The sequence below is a fragment of the Paenibacillus taichungensis genome, assembly GCF_047302525.1.
In the GTDB taxonomy this organism is placed as follows: Bacteria; Bacillota; Bacilli; order Paenibacillales; family Paenibacillaceae; genus Paenibacillus; species Paenibacillus taichungensis_B.
In genome coordinates this window covers 2645722-2664718 of sequence record NZ_CP168020.1, presented here as the reverse complement: position 1 = coordinate 2664718, position 18997 = coordinate 2645722, and the positions used below count along the sequence as shown (strand labels likewise).

Below are 18997 nucleotides of genomic sequence, written 5' to 3'. Positions count from 1 at the left end.
CATTCCTCCTCTATTCATCGTATAAATGACACTGCACTTCACGGTCTGGAGTGACGAACCGTTTTTGCGGAACGACCTGTCGGCATGTCTCCATAACGTATGGGCATCGGGTATGAAAAACACAGCCCGCAGGCGGATGAAGTGGCGATGGAATCTCACCGCTTAATACAACTCTTTCCCTTTTGGCACGAGGATTCGGGATAGGTACCGCAGACAATAATGATTTGGTATAGGGATGCAAAGGATCGGCGAACAAAGCTTCCGCTGGCCCCTGCTCCACCATCTCTCCCAAATACATCACACCGATGCGATCTGCAATATGGCGTACAACGCTAAGGTCATGTGCAATGAATAAATAGGAGATGCCGAGCTCCTCTTGGACCTCTTCCAGCAAATTAATGACCTGAGACTGAATCGATACGTCCAGCGCCGATACCGGTTCATCACATATAATGAGCTTCGGCCCGAGGGCCAACGCTTTGGCGATGCCCAGCCTTTGACGCTGACCACCTGAAAATTCATGAGGAAACCGCTCGTAATGTTCTTCACTGAATCCAACTTTGCGCAGCAACGACATGGCTGTTTCCATTCTGTCCCGTTTGTTGCCCTTCTTGTGGATTAATAGCGGTTCTTCAATGGAGTATCCGATGCGTTTACGAGGGTCCAGCGAGGTGTACGGGTCCTGAAATACCATCTGCATATGCTGCCTGTAGCTTCGCAATTCTTTTTTGCTTAACCCCAGAATATCCGTGCCTTCATAAAATGCTTCCCCTGATGTTGGCTCAACAAGTCTGAGAATCGACCGCCCGAGTGTGCTTTTACCGCAGCCGGATTCTCCCACCAAGCCAAAGGTTTGTCCTGTGTGGATGTCAAAGGATACCCCATTGACTGCCTTGACTTGCCCCCTGGTTCTGCCAAAAGAAGATCGAACAGGGAAATGTTTGTTCAGATTGCTAACCTGTAGCAGCGGCTTCGACTCAACCAATGATTTCGAGTTCATGTGTCTCCTCCTGAATCGTTGCTATTCCGGGATACCAGCAGCGTACCGAATGGTTCTCGTCCACCTGTTTCAAGGAAGGCGCTGCTCGCAGGCATTGTTCATTCGCATAAGCGCATCTTGGAGCGAATCGGCAACCTGTTGGAACCTGATGCAACGCGGGTACCGTTCCCTCAATGACATGGAGTTTGCTGTGCTGCTCGCCATCAATACGGGGAATGGATTTCATTAAACCTGACGTATATGGATGCTGGGGATTGAAAAACAAATCGTCCACGCTCGCCTCCTCCACGACCTGTCCAAGATACATGACGGCCACTCTCGTACACGTTTCTGCGACTACACCCAAGTCATGTGTAATCAGGATGACACCAAGCCCGGTCTTCGCTTGCAGACTTTCGATTAGCTCCAGTATTTGCGCCTGAATCGTCACATCCAGTGCCGTTGTCGGTTCATCTGCGATAAGCAGTTTCGGATTACAGGCAAGTGCCATGGCAATCATGACCCGCTGTCGCATCCCTCCCGAAATTTCATGCGGATGCTCATCCACCCTCTTTTCCGGTGAGGGGATACCTGTCATACGCAACAGATCTATAGCAGCAAGACGCGCCTGTCTGCCATTCATGCCTTGATGCAGTTTCAAGCTCTCGGCAATTTGTTTGCCAATCGTCTGAACCGGATTCAGGGAGGACATGGGGTCTTGAAAGATCATGGAGAGTTCATTGCCACGAATGCGTTCCATTTGTCTTTTGGACAAGCTTAAGAGATCGGTTCCTTCGTAGAGGACTTCACCCGAGTAATCCACGTAATCTTCATCAAATAGTCTGAGAATGGATTCGGCGGTTACGCTTTTCCCGCAGCCGGACTCACCTACAATGCCCAGCGTCTCCCCGGCAAGGACGTGGAAGGATACGCCTTCCACTGGGTGAATTGTTCCTTTTTCGGTTGAAATGGACACTTTCAGGTCCTTAACCTCAAGCAGCGGTTGTTTTCCCACGACGTCTCCCCCTTTTCACCTTATTCGCATGCGGGTCGAGCAGATCTCTAAGGCCATCGCCGAACAGGTTCAGACCCAGTACAACGAGCACCAGGAAAATGCCCGGGAAGACAGTCATCCACCAAGCGTTGTAGATCACCGTTTTTCCGTCAAAAAGCATATTCCCGAGACTTGGGGACGGGGAAGGAATACCCGCTCCAAGAAAACTTAGAGAAGCTTCCGTCAGGATCGATACGGCAAAAATAAAGCTGGATTGGATAATGAGCGGAGACAGCGTATTGGGCGCCATATGAATCCAAATGATGCGCCAGCTACTTGCTCCCTGTGCATGCAATGCTTCAATATAAGTTAACTCCCGAATGACCAGCGCCTTGGAACGAATAATCCGGGCCATCGATGGAATGAAGATAATACTTAGGGCGATAATGACATTGCCCGGATTCGGGCCAAGAGCCGCCATGATGGAAATGGCAAGCAAAATGGACGGAAATGCAAACAATCCATCACAGATGCGCATAAAGATATGATCCAGCACCGAATAACTTGCAGATAACAGCCCCACAATCATGCCGATCAAAGAAGACACAACCGTAACAGCGAAACCAACCGCAACCGAAATACGCAAACCATATACGGCGCGAGTGAATACATCACGTCCAAAGTTATCTGTGCCAAATATGTGCTGCCCGTTGGGGCCTTTAAGTCGATTCACCGGATCAATCTGTAACGGCCCGTATGGTGTAAGCATCGGCCCGATGAATACCAGAAGCACAACAACAAGTAGAATTCCCGCCCCTGTGGTTAACAACTGATTATGCATAAAGCGTCTGAATACGATGCGCCTGTTCTTCCTTTTGTGAAGTCCTGACGTAGCGATGGTGGTATCCGGATTGGTTATCAAGTTGTCTCCACCCCCTTCATTTCTTGCTTAATCGAACTCGCGGATCGACCAAACCATACAACAAATCAACGATTAGATTTACGAACACATAAGCCACCGTAACCAGCAGCACCGAGCCCTGAATAACAGAGTAATCTCTTCGGCTAATCGAATTGACGATGAGCTGCCCCACTCCCGGAATATTGAATAGCGTTTCTATAACCGCAGCGCCAGTAACCAGCCCACCGAACGATTCCCCAATAACCGTGAGAATAGGGATGAATGCAACGCGCAACGCGTGTGTATACACGATCGTTTTTTCTTTGACTCCCTTGGCTTTGGCGGTTTTGATAAAATTGCCGGACATCACATCCAGGATGGAGGATCTTGTCATTCGGGTAATGAGCGCTGCCTGAATGATGCCGAGCACGATGCCAGGGAGCAACAGATACTTAATATGCTGCCACAGACCCTCTGTGAGCGGTTGATACCCTGCAACGGGAAGCCAGCGCAGCTTCACACTAAAGAACATGACCAGCAGTGATCCCAACAGAAAACTCGGGATGGAGATGCCCAGCATGGAGAAACCCATCACCGATTGGTCCACGATGGTTCCTCTTCGCTTAACCGCAGTAATGCCAAGGAACAAGGCAAGAAACACACCAATCACCTGGGCAATGATCGCAAGGGACAATGTAGGCGCCAATCGTTCAAAAAAAGCCTCTGTCACAGGCTTGTCCAGAAAGATGGACTCCCCCAAATTCCCGGATAACAGCCCCAGCAACCAAATGCCGAATTGCTCATAGATAGGTCTGTCCAACCCCAGCTTGCTTCTTAGCTCATCAATATCGGCTTTGCTCGCCTCTTCACCCAGCAGAATCGCAGCGGGATCCCCTGGTGTGACATGAATGATGGAGAACACCACGACTGCTACTACAAACAGGACAGGTATCAAGGACAATAACCGACGAACAATATATCCACCCATATGAGGGCCACCTCTTTCCAATGGCAAACGGAAAGGCGTATTCCTGTGGAAGCAATGCTACGCCTTTTCATCCGCTGCCTTTCCTTTTAACTACTTGTTATTGGTTGTATTCCAGAAGATCGGGCCCAAAATGTTCTGGAAACCACTTATATTTTTCGATAGCGCTGTAACCTGTTTGGTATGCCCGATCTGAGAGAATGGAACTTCGGTCCATACAAATTGCTGCAATTCATCAATGAGCGGCCTTGCGGCCTCTACTGAATCTGACGTCCGGATTCCTTGAAGTAGCTCGCTCAGTTTCTCGCTTTTCAGCAGCCCTGCTCCGCCTCCCCAGAACGCATACTGGTAGAACGTAGGCCGGAACGCATAACTCATGGGGTAGATATCCCACCCTGTGCCTGTACCGAGTTTTTCCTGCAAAGTAGGCCAATCATAGACATCCAGCTTAACCTTGACGCCAATCGACTCCAGCTCCTGCTGCAAAACAACCGCTACGTTATATTGATCCACATAATCTCTCGTCGTGAAAATTTTGATTTCTTCGCCGTTATAGCCTGCTTCTTGAAGCAATTGCTTTGCTTTATCCGCGTTAGCTTGGCTGTACGATTCTTTGCCTGCTTCCGAATACCAGTTCGGATATTCGGGTAGAACCAGAGAGGATGTCTTCACATAAAATTGTGGATCACGGAATGCCGATGTCAGTATGTCATCGACGTTCTGAATGGCATTGACAGCCTGACGAAGTTTGACGTTCTTGAACAAGCCGTCATTACTGTTATAGAAATATCCAATCATGCCTCCCGGACTGAGGAAGGTTTGCAAGTCAAGATTGTCCGCGATCTGCTGTTCATTATCCACAGAGATATTCAGTGCAATGTCATATTCCCCGGAAGTAATCCCGGCAAGACGGGTCGACTCGTCTGTTACGAAGCGGAAGTACAGGTCATCGACCAGCGCTTCCTTTTTGCCGCCTGCTCCATCACTCGGCTCGGTACGGGCGGAGTAATCGTCATACTTTTTCAAATGAATATACTGATCCTGCTTCCACTCCTCCAGTTGAAACGGACCTGTACCAATGAATGATTTGATCCCTTTATCATCTGCCTCATCAACCACTTCTTTCGGGTAGATCGCCGCTGCGGGAATCGGATCAGCAAGCAGTTGCAGTGTTAGCAGAAACGGCGTTTTCAATTGAAGTACGACGGTATACGGGTCCGTTTCTTTGGCCTCGGCACCCACAAAGTTTGCTTTACCATGACTAGACAGTTTGATCCAGCGATTCAGGGAAGCAACTACGTCCTCCGCTTGCAGCTCCTTGCCATTATGAAACTTCACACCTTGGCGCAGATGGAATGTATAGGATAATTTGTCGTCGCTGATCTCATAGGATTCTGCCAGCAGCGGAATGACCTGTGCATCTTTATCCAACGTCACCAGTTGCTCATAGATCTCACGTGAAATATCCTTGACCGCTGTATTGGAAGACACATGTGCATCCAGTGTGACCGGTTGTGTTGGATAGCCAATGTTCAGCGTCCCGCCTGTCTTTCCTTCAGCCGATGTCTGCTGTGACGAACTTTCACCGGTTGTTGAAGAGGCTTGTGTACTCTGCTGACCTTCTCCACCTGAAGCGCAACCTGCCAGAAGCAGGAATGCCAGAATCATCATTAAAGCAGGCTTGGTATGTTTTCTCATCATGTAACCCCTCTCGCTCTCATGCATAATGTTAAATCCGATTTCACTGTCCTGAATGATATACAAGTGTTCATGTCGGATTAGTGAAAATTGTTATTTTCAGGCTAAGGGAACAGAGGTCTTTTGTAAAATAAGCAATCGTAATGTGTTAATTCATTTTTTGTAATCTACGAAAAAAGCGTGATTCTCTGTACTTCCAACTATTCCGATGGTAATATACAACTTAAATTTCATCCTTTATCTGGAAGGAGTCACGAACATGACAACGATACAACGCTTGGATGCTAAACTGGAGGCACATATCGAGAAGGTCGAACATTATAAACAGGTACAAACCCTGCTTGCCTGGGATGCTCGCACAGGGGCACCTCGAAAGGGCGCATCCTACGCCGCACGAGCCAAAGCTACATTGGCTGGAGAACTTTTCAAGTTACAGACCGATGCTGATTTCGGTTTGCGATTAGAGGAAGCAGCACAACAAGAGGACCTTGATGAGCTATCCAAGCGAATTATTGCAGAGCATTGGAAAACGTATAAACGCTGGAGTGCCATTCCAATAGAGGAATATCAGGCATTTGTACAGCAGCAAGGTCTTGCAAACGCCGCTTGGCTGGAAGCCAGAGCTGCCAATGATTTTTCCATTTTCGCTCCGCATTTGAAACAGATCTTCGATGCAAGCTTGAAGTTTGCCGGATACTGGGGATACGATCAGCATGCATACGATCCACTCGTGCAGCAGTTTGATCCTGACCTGGATAAGGTAACGTTGGATCGCATTTTCAGTGAGCTGAAATCCGCTCTAATACCGCTAATCCGTCGTGTCACATCTTCCGCTAAACAACCGGACACATCCATATTCACTCATCCCTTCCCACTTGAACAGCAGAGGCAGCTTGGGATCGAGCTGTTACAAGCCATTCGCTACGACTTTGATGCCGGGCAATTCGGTGCAACCGTGCACCCATTCAGTTCTGCCATCAATCCTTACGATGCACGGCTCGCAGCCAAATTTGTTGAAAATGATGTTCGCGTTTCATTGTGGAGTGCATTACATGAAGGAGGTCACTCGCTCTATACACAGAATATTGACCCCAACCTGATACATACCGGACTTGGCATCTTCACTTCGTACGGCATTCATGAATCCCAATCGATCTTTTTCGAGAAATTCATTGGCAGACACAAGGGCTTCTGGGAAAACAACTATTTTATTCTGCAAAAAATCAAAACTGAAACGTTTGGCAATGTGAGTTTGGATGACTTTTATTTCGCCTTAAATGCAGTAAAACCGACGTTTAACCGTTTTGAGGCCGATGAACTTACCTACAACCTGCATCTCATTATTCGGTATGAGCTGGAACAAGCTATTATTGCTGGAGAAGTGGATTACGAAGGATTGCCTGAAGCATGGAATGATAAATATGAGGAATATCTGGGTATTCGTCCCCCGACTCATCTGGAAGGTATTTTACAGGATGGACACTGGAGCGCCGGATTTGGATTATTCCCTTCCTATACACTCGGGTTTGTCTATGCAGCACAGATACACAAAGTCATCCGCCGCGAACTTCCCGATTTTGATCATTTGATTGAATCAGATCATATCGAGACGATTACCGGATGGCTGACAACTCATATTCATCAATTTGGTAAATCAAGATCGGCGGACGAGCTAATTAAGTCCATCACCGGAAAAAGTATTGATACCGCTCCATTGATTCGTTACTTAACGGATAAATATGAGCAGCTCTATGAACTGTAATGATTCTGCACAACAAAAAAAGCGAGAGTTGTTCCTCGCTTTTTTTGTATATTATTTTTTAAATGGAAAATCGTATCGCTTACTCGAAGAAATCATCGAACGACCGCACAGGTTTTACATCCATGGGCTGCTTGGACGCAGCCAGACATCCATATGCCCCCACATATACGATCAAACATAACAATATTAATGATAGCATGTTAAGCTCTCCCTTTTCTTCATCTCACAATTTCATGACCAGGTGCTGTCCCTGTTGCTCCCCACCAGCTCTACCCATTTAGAATCCTCTTTTTCAAAATACGATTCACTTGCTCTGAGCTGACCAGCATCAAGATAAGGAAAACAAGTACAACCAGCGGGAAAAAGCCGATATCGGTTTTCGCAGCGAGAACTCCAAAAAGCGGAGGAAGCAATGTAGTTCCTGTGTATGCCAGTGCCATTTGGTATCCCATCAATCGAGCAGAATTCGCTTTGCCGAATCGAGCTGGAGTTTCATGAAGAAGTCCGGGATAGATGGGTGCAAGCCCCAATCCAATCAGCATAAATCCAGCCAGCGCAAACGAAATCGATAATGGAAGCAATAAAATGATTCCACCCACAATGGCGGTCACTTGACCAGCCAGAATTAACACCCGATTTTTTATTTTTAACGTGATAAAGCCTGTAATCAACCTGCCAATCGTAATACCACCGTAGTATAAGGAGATCCATCCCGCAGCCGTTTCTGCCGAGATGTTTCTTGCTCCTACCAGATAGCTGGCTCCCCATAAACCGACCGTCGTCTCCACGCCACAATAAAACAGAAATGCGATCAGTGAGTTTTTGACTCCCTTAATCTTCAATACATTCCGTTCGGGTCTGTTCCCACTCTGTACTAACGTGTTGTCTGCTTGCACATGATCTGATTCGTTGTTCAGACTTGCACTCTCCCGACTTGCAGCAACACGCTTCCACAACGGCAACGTGGCAAACAAAATCAGAACGAGACAACACTGGACGACGGCTACAGCTGTGTACCCGCTTCTCCAGGAATGATGTTCCGCAATGTAATACGACATAATGATAGGCCCCGTCGTCGCGCCCACACCCCAGAAACAGTGCAGCCAGTTCATATGGTGTGCTTTGTAATGCTCTGCGACATAATGATTCAGCGCAGCATCAACGGCTCCAGCCCCTAGACCCAGAGGAATGGCAAGAATGACGAGCCATACCAATGAAGGTGCGAAGGAAAATCCAAGGAGTGCTCCGGCAGTTAGACAACAGCTAATTAATGTAACCTTGCCTGTGCCCCATTTTTGAATAACCGTGCCACTTGCCAAGCTTGAAACGATAGTTCCCCCTGCAACGACCATCGATAGAATTCCTGCTGACCCAAACGAAGCGCCAAGTTCAGGCCACATGACGGGCCAGGCAGAACCTAGCAAGGAGTCCGGAATCCCCAGACTGATAAACGCAAGGTAGATAATGATAAGAAACCAAGTTGCCATAAATAGATCCCTTCCCTGCATATAAATTAAAAGTAAATGAAGATAAGAATGCTGGTTAAACCACTTTATTTATATACTTTATAAAGTTTATTTATTATATTGCGTCAAAAATTTTTCTTTGTCAAGAGATCGTATCAGCCAAATTAAAACAGCCGCCGATCTGGATGAGAAACTCCAGATCAGCGGCTGTTTTTCGGATAGGTAGCATTATTCAATGATTAAATGATTAATAGTTGACATAACCCTCATAGGTAACAGTCCACGTATAGCCAGTCTGACCATCGACTGATTTTAATGTAAGTGTTCCCCAGTACGGATCAACATTATAACTTGCTGTCATAGGGATATCAGCAAGCGTTGGGAATTGAGATTTGGGTAGAATGGTCTGCCAGGTTATATACTTTTGTGCGTAAGGAACTACTTGTGTACTTTCTGGTAAACTACTTGTTGAAGTTGAAGGTACACTAGCTGCAAAAGATGTAGAGCCTAGCGTGAAACATGCAACAACAGTTAAAAGACCGACCATAAGTTTCTTTTTCATCTTCATCTTCCTTTCGTTTTGGAGTACAGTTCTATCATATATGACAGGCTTCTATTAAAATGTAATATTTGTCATATAGTGAAAATATTTGATGTAAAATATGTGAACTATTATTTGATTTTTAAGTATATAACTTAATTGATGTGAACACATACGATGTTTTCTCTTCTCACATCTTCCTATAATATAAGAAAAAGGCGGATTATCGCCGCCTCCATCTTAATTTGTCTCAACGTACAGAGCCTTAGCCGATCCAACGGCTCGTTTACCTGCCCATACATCCTGGACGTAGCGCCCTTCCGACTGAAGCTGATTGAGCCAATCTTTTGCCTCCTGGAGGGTTGCTCCTTTTGCGTTCTGATATGCTTGCCGCAAAGTCTCCTCCACGGCGGGAGCCATTTGGCTCCCATCCCCGCATACGTAAATTCTCCCTTTGGCATCAAGCAAATGAAGCAAATGCTCGGCTTCCTCTATCAACAGATGCTGCACATAATTCTTGGGCTTACCCTCAACACGTGAAAAAGCCGTATGCAGCTTGACGATGCCCGCCTGTTCGTATTGTTCAAGTTGTTGACGATATATGAAATCCGAATCATTCCTGCACCCAAAGAACAAATGTGCTTCACTCAGTGGTAATCCCCTCTCTTTCAGGACAGATCTGGCCTGGAGGAAACCTCTGAATGGTGCAACACCTGTCCCTGGACCTACCATAATAATTGGAACATCCGGCTCTTCCGACAGCTCAAATCCGGATTCTGGCGTACGTACAAACATCAGAATACTCTCGCCCGTCTGGCAATCGGCCAGATAGGATGAAGCTACACCACGGAATTCACCGTTGCCGCTCCAAGCAGGCTCTCTCACAACGGACACTGTTATGCTCGCCTGCTTGGCATTGAAGTTTGGAGAGCTGGAGATGGAGTAATACCTGGGCTTGAGTGGAGGCAACAGTTCAAGGAACCTTTCGAACGGCAGTTCACAGGCCTCATACTTTTCCAACAATTCCAGCATGGTAGTTCTGTTTTCAAGTATATGTTCCCTGTAGTTGTTTTCTTCCAGCATCGCCTCCAGTTCACGCTTATGAGGCGGGCACACCGTATGGTTGGCCAACTCTTGCAACTGCGCTCTTGTAACAGGTGCTTGCAGCTCAACACAGGAACGGAGCATCTCATTCACTTGAACAGGACGGTTCAAAGGAAGATGTGTCAACTGTGTTTCGTTCGAAGTTAATTGGATCTGAACCTCTCCTTTTAATTCGAAACGATGAAGGATTCGATTCAGGATTTCATTTGTATTGTGGCAATACGCCAAGATGATCGCCTTCTTTATAGGTCATGCCTTCAGGCAGCAGCATCTCAATGTGACGTGTACTCCGCCCACTATCCATTGCCTGAAGCTCTTCATTTACCACTATAGTGGCATAGCTGGCATTGTAGGTTCGTGCAAGTGGTAGATCGGCTTTCTCGCGAACAAATTCCATTTGAAGTGTACTTCGTGAGGAGTATTCCATAGATTCCTCGCTGATTCCAAATGTGTTTAACATCTGAGGCCACAACACCCGCTGCCACTCTTCCCACTTGTTTCTCCATATCCCCGCCTGCATCGACTTCTCCCCGAGGTAACAGCCTGTTGCCTCCCAAGCCCGCAAGCTTCTCATCGACCATTCGAGGAATGCTCTGGTATGTACCGGACCAGCTCCGATCCCCGCAGCCCAGCACTGCATAGGTCACACCGTGCACCTTCTCTGACTCCGCTTCCTTTAACCATTCCATAAATGCCGTTGCATTTTGCGGAGGTTTGCCATTATACGATGCTGTCACGATGAGAACGATCCCCTCTTTGGGCAAGCGGCCAACCCATTCATTCAATGTTGCGGCTTTGCTTGGAATTCCATAGGAACGGGCTTTCTCTACAAACGCTCTGGCAATGCCTTCTGCCGTCCCCCAATAGGACCAGTATTGTTGGATTAACATCCTCTGTAGTGGTCATCGATTCCTTCATAGCGCCGTGACCAGCTACATTTGTATGAATAACCTGATTCGGCTTCTCATTCAAGTGGGCAACAGATGTACTCAGTATGGGTGAAACTGTGCGTGCTCTCACCTGTATCCGAAAATCGCCTGGTTTTAACGTTAACGTTTGTTTCACATCCAATCTATAGTCGCTATAGTCTACCAGTTCAAAATGTTTAAGTACCATACCGAGCACAAGGGTTGCTTCATACAAAGCAAACTGCATGCCGATACACGCTCTCTCCCCATTGCCAAACGGTTTATACGCATGGTGAGGCACTTGAGTCGTATCTTCAAAACGTTCCGGGCGGAATAGCTCAGCATCCTCTCCCCAGGCGCCTTTGTCACGGTGAAGCTGAGGCAGAAGAATACTGCAGCTCTCCCCTTTTTTCAGTGGATATTTGCCACCTATGACGGTGTCTTCTTTGGCATAAACGTCAAATCCCGGAGCGGTTGGCCATAGACGCAACGATTCGCTAAGAATCATGCGGATATAAGGAAGCTGAAGGATTTCTTCGTACTGTGGAGAGTCACTCACCAATACCCGGTCCACCTTATCATAGGCCTTTTGAAGTGCTTCTGGATTGTTCAGCAAAAAATAAAGGGCAAAAGATAACAAACCACTCGTCGTTTCATGTCCGGCAATGAGGAACGTAATAATCTGATACCGAATGTTCTCATCGTCCAGCGTTTCTCCGGTTTCAGGATCTTTGCCATTCAGCATACGAGCGAGCAAGTCAACCTCTTCAGGAGCAGCACTTGCTTTGCGTTCCTCAATAATCTGATCGACCAATGAGAACATCGTTTGGATGTCTTCCTCGAACTGTCGTTTGGTTTTCACCATCAGCAGATTTTGGATTTTCAAGCGCGAGCTTTTCTGCATAGCTTCATTTAATGCACGAACCATACTTTCGATAAAAGGACTGTGATCCTGTCTGTAAAAGCTGTTAAATCGATAATTGAAACCGCACAGCCCAATGGTATCCAGCGTAAGTCGTGTCATGTCGTCTGCTACATCAATGGTGTCGTTAGAATTCAAACGTGCCCATTTGTTTATCAATTGTTCGGCTATGTCGACCATCATCGGATGATAACCCTTCATCGCCTGTTTACTAAAGGTGGGAAGCAAAATATTATGTGCCTTTTTCCAGTTTGGCTCGGATGTTCTGCTTGTAAATAAACCATCGCCTCCAAAGGCACGTAAATTTTCGAGTTCATTGTATATAAATTTATCAAAACGAGATACGTCACATAATTCAGCCACCAGATCTGGGCCAGATACGATCAATCCGGAATAACCAGGAACGGACAGTCGATATATCGGTCCATACTCCTCAGCTAGCTTTCCAAGGGACAATGTTGGTTTCTCTTTATCAATCAAGGGCAGATTCCCGAGTGGTCCATACATTTTGGGCTGTGGAACGTTAGTTGCAATACTCATTTTAAACACCCTCTCCCAGAGTCTAAAATGATAGTATTATCTATCATTTGATACAATAATAAACCGTTATCGAATGAAAATCAAATATTGGGCTTATACCAATAACGGTCAGAACTAGTACACTTAGCGACGCAGAAGATCTACTAACACAAAAAAGGAATTGCGTTTGCAATCCCCTTTTTGATCTGATCTATTATGTTGACTTATTGTTTGTGCAAAGTACTGGAGAAGAAACTGTACATCGTTATTCTACGGGTTTAAATGTTTACCGCGCTCATCCCAAGCCTCCATATTTAGCTCACTGTTGATGGTTACAGCGGTTAATGCACCAAGGGACGCCGCAGTAATGGCCTGGTACAACTCCGATGCTGCATCTCCAGCGCTGAACACACCTGTTACGGTCGTTTTACCGAAATCATCTACAACGACTGTACCCGCATCCGTAACCTCACAGCCTATCGTCTGCGGAAGTTCTGATCCAGCCGTTAGTTTCGGTCCAAAGAAAATTCCCGTGCACGAGATTTCGGTGCCATCCTCTAACACAACCTTTTGCACCATCCCATCGCTTGATTCAATGGATCGAATCGGGGAGTCCCATACCGGAACACCATGCTGCTTCAATTCCTCCCGCTGCTCATCCGTTAATTCATCAGGTCCATTCGTGCAAATGGTAAACTGGCTTGTCCAGCCGGAAATTGTCTTGGCCATATGAAATGCCTTCGCTCCATTAACAATGATGACAAGCCGTTGATCTCTTAATTCCCAACCATCGCAATAAGGACAGACAAAAGCACTCTTGCCATATACCTCTGTCAACCCTTTAATATCCAGCGGAAGGTCTTTTTTTCCTACTGTGAACAACACTTTCTTCGTACGATGGACTTCTCCTTGGGCCGTTGTAACTTGAAAGTCGCCATCTGTTCCTGTCACTGAGGTCGCTGTGTCCCCTACAAAATGAACGGACGGATAAGCGCTAATCTGTTCTTTCGCAACCTTCCGAAATTCACGTGGACTTGCGCCATCTCTCGTCAGAAAACCGTGTGTTTCACGCGTAACCCAATTGCGCGGGCGTTCATCATCTATGACCACAACATGTTTGCGAGCTCGTCCTAGTACAAGTGCAGCATTAAGACCCGCTGGTCCTCCGCCTATAATTAATACATCCATCTTTTGATTCATATTTAACACCCTTTCCAGATATTCAATGTCCTTTATCATTTCAAAAAAAAGGTCTATCCTGATTACATCTTGCCCTTGCAGCTGTTCTCTAATAGCAACAATACAAGAGGAGATCACTCAATACTATTAAAGATCTCTTATATCTACAATAAACAAATAAAACTCAACATGCAAGAAAAATATTCTTTTCTTGTTATCGCTGCTATTAGGTTTCAATGACCTGTATCACAGAAAATCATTTTTAACAATTAAAAAAAACCTTGTTTTTAAATTGTTCACAATCAAATGACATTATTTTAAATACTAAATCGTTAATTAATTCACATAGTGTATTGGATGCTATAATAAAACCACGAGATATATAAGTATAGATATAGGAAGTGAGTTCTTGAAAACATTGAATAAAGGGTCACGGCCCGAAATCAACCTGGAGTATACTAGCTCGATTCCGAAAGTATTCTTTGATACGATCAAGATCGGAATCATCAAATCCAATCTGATCGCCATGTTTGCCGGTTTAAGTTTGGCTTTGTATGTATTTGATGCATCCATTTTAGCTAATATTGTACCCATTATCCTTTCTGTCATCGGGTCTTCCCTGATTATCGGAGCGGCCGGGGTGTTTAACAATTTGTACGATCGGGATATCGATGCGATCATGGAACGCACCAAAACACGTCCGACGGTAACTGGTCGTGTAGATACCAAAACAGGATTGATCCTCGGTATTGCCATTACGATTATCGGAGGCATCATGTTGTATATCGCTTCCCCTTCGGCTGCCGTATTCGGCATATTGGGACTGTTGCTGTACGTGTTCCCTTATACGATGTGGACCAAGCGGACAACGGTATACAATACGGAAGTAGGAAGTCTTTCAGGCGCTGTTCCTCCACTCATTGGTTGGGCAGCCATTTCACCAGAGCTGGGTCACTATGAAATTTGGGCTTTGGTTGTTACTATGCTGTTATGGCAGATGCCTCACTTCTATGGCATTGCCATCCGGAGATTCGATGAATACAAAGCGGCTGGCGTTCCCATGCTTCCTGTCGTAAAAGGAATCAGACGGACATACATCCAGACGAATGTTTATCTGGTATTGTTGTTATTCTCCAGCTTCTTGTTCTGGCCGATGAGTCCGTTCATTGCCATTGTTGCGTTTCTGGTAAGCTTGGCCTGGCTTATTCTTAGTGTGGCAACTTTCGATAAGAAAGAAACCAAGAAATGGTCACATAAAATGTTTATTTTCTCCATTAACCACATCACGATTATCTTCCTGGTCATCATTGCTTATTCATTGATTGCACAACTGATCAAATAAAGATTGACCCAATGAGCAATAATAAAAGCCGTACAGATCTTAACTCTTTCGAAAAGAGTTATCTGTACGGCTTTTTTCATTTGTTATATATCATATATCTTACCCTATCCCACTTTAACCGGTGTTTGCTCACCTTGCCAAAGTAGTTGCATCTCTTCGTTTGTAGCAAGCAATTCTGATAAGCTGCCCTCGGCCTCAATTCGTCCATCCTTCATGACAATGATATGATCTGCCTTGGCAAGTGCTGCTCTACGGTGAGACACCGCAATACATGTGACATCTGGCTCCTGGAACAAACCTTCCCAGACCTGTTGCTCGGTTTCCACATCCAGTGCACTGGACAGATCATCGAAGATGAACAAGTCCGCTTCCGTCATCAGCATACGCCCAGTTGCTGCGCGCTGAATCTGACCACCAGACAGCATGACACCTCTTGGACCTACGGACGTTTCGAGTCCTTGATCCAGGTTTTGAATATCCTTATCCATTACAGCCAAGCGTATGGCTTTTGCAAGTGCGACTTCCGTACGGCCCTGTTTACCCTGAACAATATTCTCTTTCAGCGTATCACTGAACAGTCGAGGTACTTGCGGCGTATATGCTGCTCTAGGCGGCATCAGGAAGGTAGCGGGATCTACATCTTTACCATTCCAGCGAATCGTGCCCTCCTGTTTGGGCAGCAGTCCCAGAAGTGTGCGGACCAGTGTCGACTTGCCAGAACCGATCCGTCCAGTGATGACCAGAAATTGTCCCCGCTTCACACGGAAGCTGATATCCTGTATTCCATTTGCAGAATGAGGATATTGGTACGCCAGATTGCTGATCTCCAGCTCTCTTAGCTTCTCTTTAGGATCTCTCTGTTCATTAGGAAGCTCAGGCGGATCTTCATTCAGATAAGTCTCTCTGAAATCTATGATCCGGTCTTCCTCACCAGGACGAAACAGGGTTCGCATGCGATCAAAAGATACTTTGAGCCGTTTATGCTGGAATACCATATAGCCAAACAATGAAATGCTAAAGCCAATATTGGCAAGATAACTGGTGAACAAGGCAAAATTACCTACGGTGAAATTACCTGATTTCATCTCGGCTGCACACATCAGAAGAATGAGACCTGTACAAATACTCATAACATGCTGATTAAGTGATCTCATCCACTGTTTGAACAGATTATCCCGGAGTGCGGCCTGACGACGTTCTTCATTCAGTTTGTTAAAACGAGTAGAGACATGTTCTTCTGCCTGCCCAAGTTTCAGTGCCTGCACCGCTCCAAAGGTTTCGGCAATGAAACTGGTGATTCGCCCTGTGGACTCACGATTGACTTGAGCATATCGACGAGCCCGATTACCAGACAAGTTATTCAGCAACGTTACGACTACCAGCGGCAATACCGCAACGAGAGTGATTTTCCAGTTAATGTTCGCCATGATGACGATGGATACAATGGCGAACACGAGCCTTCCCCAAAAATCCACCCAGGATTCCACATACTCAACCACTTCATCCACATCATCCCGAAAGCGACTCATCGCCTCCCCCGGTGAAGCTGGCAGATTACGTCCTGGCCAGCGCATAATCCCAGCGAGCATATTGGTACGCAGAATGGCCTGAATATGGTAGATATACGTGATCCATGCATAGAATGCGGCAAAAAACGTGCCTACTCTTGTCGCTCTGATCAAAGCAATGAAGATCAGCGGAGCTGCGAGCCACATATAATCACTGGAACCCGCCGTTGCCCGGTCAAAGAACCACTGCATCCCTATTCCTATTGCCAACGGCAAAGAATGAAATATACACCATGACAATCCGTTAATCAAAAATAGAAAAGGCCGGAATCGAAACAAACGGCCTATAAATCCTGTTACAGTCACGCCAATTCCTCCTCTCGCCCCGTAATCAGCAATCTGGCATAATGTGACGTCGGATCGCTGGCGAGTTCTTCTCTGGCTCCGAATTCCAGTACCTTGCCATCACCCAATACCATAATCTGATCGACCTTTTCCAAAGTAGCGAGGCGATGTGCAATGATAATTCCGGTACATTGCTTCATCAGCTGATCAATGGCAGACTGAAGCATGCTCTCTGTAGCGGCATCCAGCCGTGAGGAAGGCTCATCGAGAATAACCAGGCTAGGCTCAGTCAGAAATACTCGCGTCAAGGCAAACAATTGAGCTTCCCCTGCGGACAATGAAGAACCGCCTGCCTTCAGATGAGTGTCCAACCCTGAGGGCTGTGATTCAATCCAATGACTTAACCCAAGTCGATCCGTTGTCTCCTTAATGATCTGATCCGAGACATCCTGGTTGAACAGGGTTAAATTGTCTCGCAACGTACCATCGAACAGCTGTACATCCTGCGTAACCATACCAACCCTGCGGTAAAGTGCAGGCAAGGTAAGCTCTGAAATATCTTTGCCACCCACACGGATTGTTCCGCTATCCAGATTGTACAGGCGCAGAAGCACACGACTGAGACTAGACTTGCCGCTACCTGTACGACCGATGATGCCAAGCCGTTCGCCAGGTTTAATGGCAAAGTTAATATTTTGCAATACAGGTTTATCCTCGTTATAACTGAAGTTCACCTGCTTGAATTCCAGACCAAGCGGCCCTTCTGGCAGCTTATCCTCTCTTCCGTTTTCGATCTCACTACGCAAAGACAACAGCTCTCTCGAACGAAGCATGCCGGATTTCGCCTTCTGAAACTCTTGAACCTGATCGCCCAACATCTCAATCGGATCATTAAGCATCTGTGTGTATTGATATATCAGAAACAGTGTTCCGATGCTGATAATGCCTTGCATGTAGTAATGAACACCGAGCAGAAGTACTGCCGTGACTGCAAGTGCGAACAGAATGACTGTCGTATTCCATGGAATAACCCGAAGCAGCCAGGCTTTCCTTCCCTTTTGAAATACAACACGCATCGTACGATAAAAACGATTCATAACATACGGGACATGCCCGTTCGCTTGAACATCTTCAATTCCCGCAATACGCTCTTCAATTAATCCGAACAAGGATGCACTCGCTTCCCGCTCATTTTTGGAAGAGTTTACTCCCAGATTCCGAATGAACACCATAAACAGAATCGATAACAATGTAAACACCGTCATGACAATTGCAATCGGTACGTTTACGCTGAACATAAATCCGAGGATTCCGGCAAGCAATACAAAGCTCCCAACCACTTGCACAATGAACATGGCAAAGAAGTTGGAGATACTCGTTACATCACCATCCACCCGTTCTATCATCTCTCCCGGTGTCTTCACATTATGAAACCGCATATCCAGACGCAGACAATGCTTCAGGAGATCTCCCCGTAATCGGTTTGTTGCCCGCCACGCCACATCGTTACCTAGATAACTTACGGCTACTGTAATCAATTGATTTACGACGGCAACAACCAGAAACAATCCGGCAAGCTGGAACAGGTTAGAAAGGACTCCCCCACTTGCGGCCGTATCAATGAATCGTTTGATAATTTGTGGATTCAGGAGCTGCAGTCCCGTTGACGTTAGCAACATCACCATAAGCAAGGCCAATCGGCCTTTAACGGGTTTTAGATATTGCAGCAGCCAGGACATGGAGCGTTTCTCTGTTTTGGGCATGGCCCCTCACCCCTTCGTATAACATTTCTATTCCATTTTTGCGATTCAAAGCATTTTGGTCCCTCACTAAGATGAATCATA

At 46.3% G+C, this 18997-nt stretch carries 12 protein-coding genes and 1 pseudogene; 2 read left to right on the top strand and 11 right to left on the bottom strand.

What is annotated here, in order from left to right:
* Positions 1-10: 10 nt before the first annotated feature.
* The 5 genes from ACDJ58_RS12250 to ACDJ58_RS12230 all read right to left on the bottom strand — a co-directional run bounded on the left by ACDJ58_RS12250 (position 11) and on the right by ACDJ58_RS12230 (position 5560).
* Positions 11-1000, bottom strand: a complete 990-nt coding sequence (locus tag ACDJ58_RS12250) for an ABC transporter ATP-binding protein (protein ID WP_413378232.1) — start codon at positions 998-1000, stop codon at positions 11-13.
* Positions 978-1994, bottom strand: coding sequence for an ABC transporter ATP-binding protein (locus tag ACDJ58_RS12245; RefSeq protein WP_413378230.1), 1017 nt, complete (start codon positions 1992-1994; stop codon positions 978-980). The genes ACDJ58_RS12250 and ACDJ58_RS12245 overlap by 23 nt, the downstream gene beginning before the upstream one ends.
* Positions 1972-2895: an ABC transporter permease gene (locus ACDJ58_RS12240; protein ID WP_413378228.1), complete on the bottom strand. Its 924-nt coding sequence runs from the start codon at positions 2893-2895 to the stop codon at positions 1972-1974. The genes ACDJ58_RS12245 and ACDJ58_RS12240 overlap by 23 nt, the downstream gene beginning before the upstream one ends.
* A gap of 16 nt (positions 2896-2911) precedes the next feature.
* Positions 2912-3862, bottom strand: a complete 951-nt coding sequence (locus ACDJ58_RS12235) for an ABC transporter permease (protein ID WP_413378226.1) — start codon at positions 3860-3862, stop codon at positions 2912-2914.
* A gap of 90 nt (positions 3863-3952) precedes the next feature.
* A complete protein-coding gene (locus ACDJ58_RS12230; RefSeq protein ID WP_413378224.1) occupies positions 3953-5560 on the bottom strand; it encodes an ABC transporter substrate-binding protein in 1608 nt (535 codons plus the stop codon).
* 256 nt (positions 5561-5816) lie between these two features.
* Here ACDJ58_RS12230 and ACDJ58_RS12225 point away from each other — a divergent pair, with 256 nt between their 5' ends.
* Positions 5817-7319, top strand: a complete 1503-nt coding sequence (locus ACDJ58_RS12225) for a carboxypeptidase M32 (RefSeq protein WP_413378222.1) — start codon at positions 5817-5819, stop codon at positions 7317-7319.
* Between the two features lie 269 nt (positions 7320-7588).
* Here the strand turns inward: ACDJ58_RS12225 and ACDJ58_RS12220 are convergent, their stop codons facing one another.
* The 4 genes and pseudogenes from ACDJ58_RS12220 to ACDJ58_RS12205 all read right to left on the bottom strand — a co-directional run bounded on the left by ACDJ58_RS12220 (position 7589) and on the right by ACDJ58_RS12205 (position 13979).
* The gene (locus ACDJ58_RS12220) at positions 7589-8806 is read right to left on the bottom strand and encodes an MFS transporter (protein WP_413378220.1); all 1218 of its coding nucleotides are present in this window, start codon (positions 8804-8806) and stop codon (positions 7589-7591) included.
* A 226-nt stretch (positions 8807-9032) separates the two neighbouring features.
* Positions 9033-9347 carry a hypothetical protein gene (locus ACDJ58_RS12215; protein WP_413378218.1) on the bottom strand — a complete coding sequence of 105 codons (315 nt, stop codon included), beginning with the start codon at positions 9345-9347 and terminating at the stop codon, positions 9033-9035.
* 219 nt (positions 9348-9566) lie between these two features.
* Positions 9567-12800: pseudogene (locus ACDJ58_RS12210) on the bottom strand (bifunctional cytochrome P450/NADPH--P450 reductase).
* A 249-nt stretch (positions 12801-13049) separates the two neighbouring features.
* Entirely contained in the window at positions 13050-13979 is a 930-nt protein-coding gene (locus tag ACDJ58_RS12205; protein WP_413378216.1) for an NAD(P)/FAD-dependent oxidoreductase, read from the bottom strand.
* 397 nt (positions 13980-14376) lie between these two features.
* On the opposite strand from ACDJ58_RS12205, the gene cyoE reads away from it, so the two are divergent.
* Positions 14377-15300 (top strand): heme o synthase, encoded by a 924-nt coding sequence (gene cyoE, locus ACDJ58_RS12200; protein ID WP_413379633.1) that lies wholly within the window; start codon positions 14377-14379, stop codon positions 15298-15300.
* A 104-nt stretch (positions 15301-15404) separates the two neighbouring features.
* Here cyoE and ACDJ58_RS12195 read toward each other — a convergent pair whose 3' ends face one another.
* Positions 15405-17174, bottom strand: coding sequence for an ABC transporter ATP-binding protein (locus ACDJ58_RS12195; protein ID WP_413378214.1), 1770 nt, complete (start codon positions 17172-17174; stop codon positions 15405-15407).
* Positions 17171-18916 carry an ABC transporter ATP-binding protein gene (locus tag ACDJ58_RS12190; protein WP_413378212.1) on the bottom strand — a complete coding sequence of 582 codons (1746 nt, stop codon included), beginning with the start codon at positions 18914-18916 and terminating at the stop codon, positions 17171-17173. The genes ACDJ58_RS12195 and ACDJ58_RS12190 overlap by 4 nt, the downstream gene beginning before the upstream one ends.
* Positions 18917-18997: the final 81 nt, after the last annotated feature.

Excerpts from the sequence above, each read along its gene's own strand:
- ACDJ58_RS12250 (WP_413378232.1), bottom strand. The coding sequence starts at position 1,000 with ATGAACTCGAAATCATTGGTTGAGTCGAAGCCGCTGCTACAGGTTAGC.
- ACDJ58_RS12235 (WP_413378226.1), bottom strand. The coding sequence starts at position 3,862 with ATGGGTGGATATATTGTTCGTCGGTTATTGTCCTTGATACCTGTCCTG.
- ACDJ58_RS12230 (WP_413378224.1), bottom strand. The coding sequence starts at position 5,560 with ATGATGAGAAAACATACCAAGCCTGCTTTAATGATGATTCTGGCATTC.
- ACDJ58_RS12225 (WP_413378222.1), top strand. The coding sequence starts at position 5,817 with ATGACAACGATACAACGCTTGGATGCTAAACTGGAGGCACATATCGAG.
- ACDJ58_RS12220 (WP_413378220.1), bottom strand. The coding sequence starts at position 8,806 with ATGGCAACTTGGTTTCTTATCATTATCTACCTTGCGTTTATCAGTCTG.
- ACDJ58_RS12215 (WP_413378218.1), bottom strand. The coding sequence starts at position 9,347 with ATGAAAAAGAAACTTATGGTCGGTCTTTTAACTGTTGTTGCATGTTTC.
- ACDJ58_RS12205 (WP_413378216.1), bottom strand. The coding sequence starts at position 13,979 with ATGAATCAAAAGATGGATGTATTAATTATAGGCGGAGGACCAGCGGGT.
- ACDJ58_RS12190 (WP_413378212.1), bottom strand. The coding sequence starts at position 18,916 with ATGCCCAAAACAGAGAAACGCTCCATGTCCTGGCTGCTGCAATATCTA.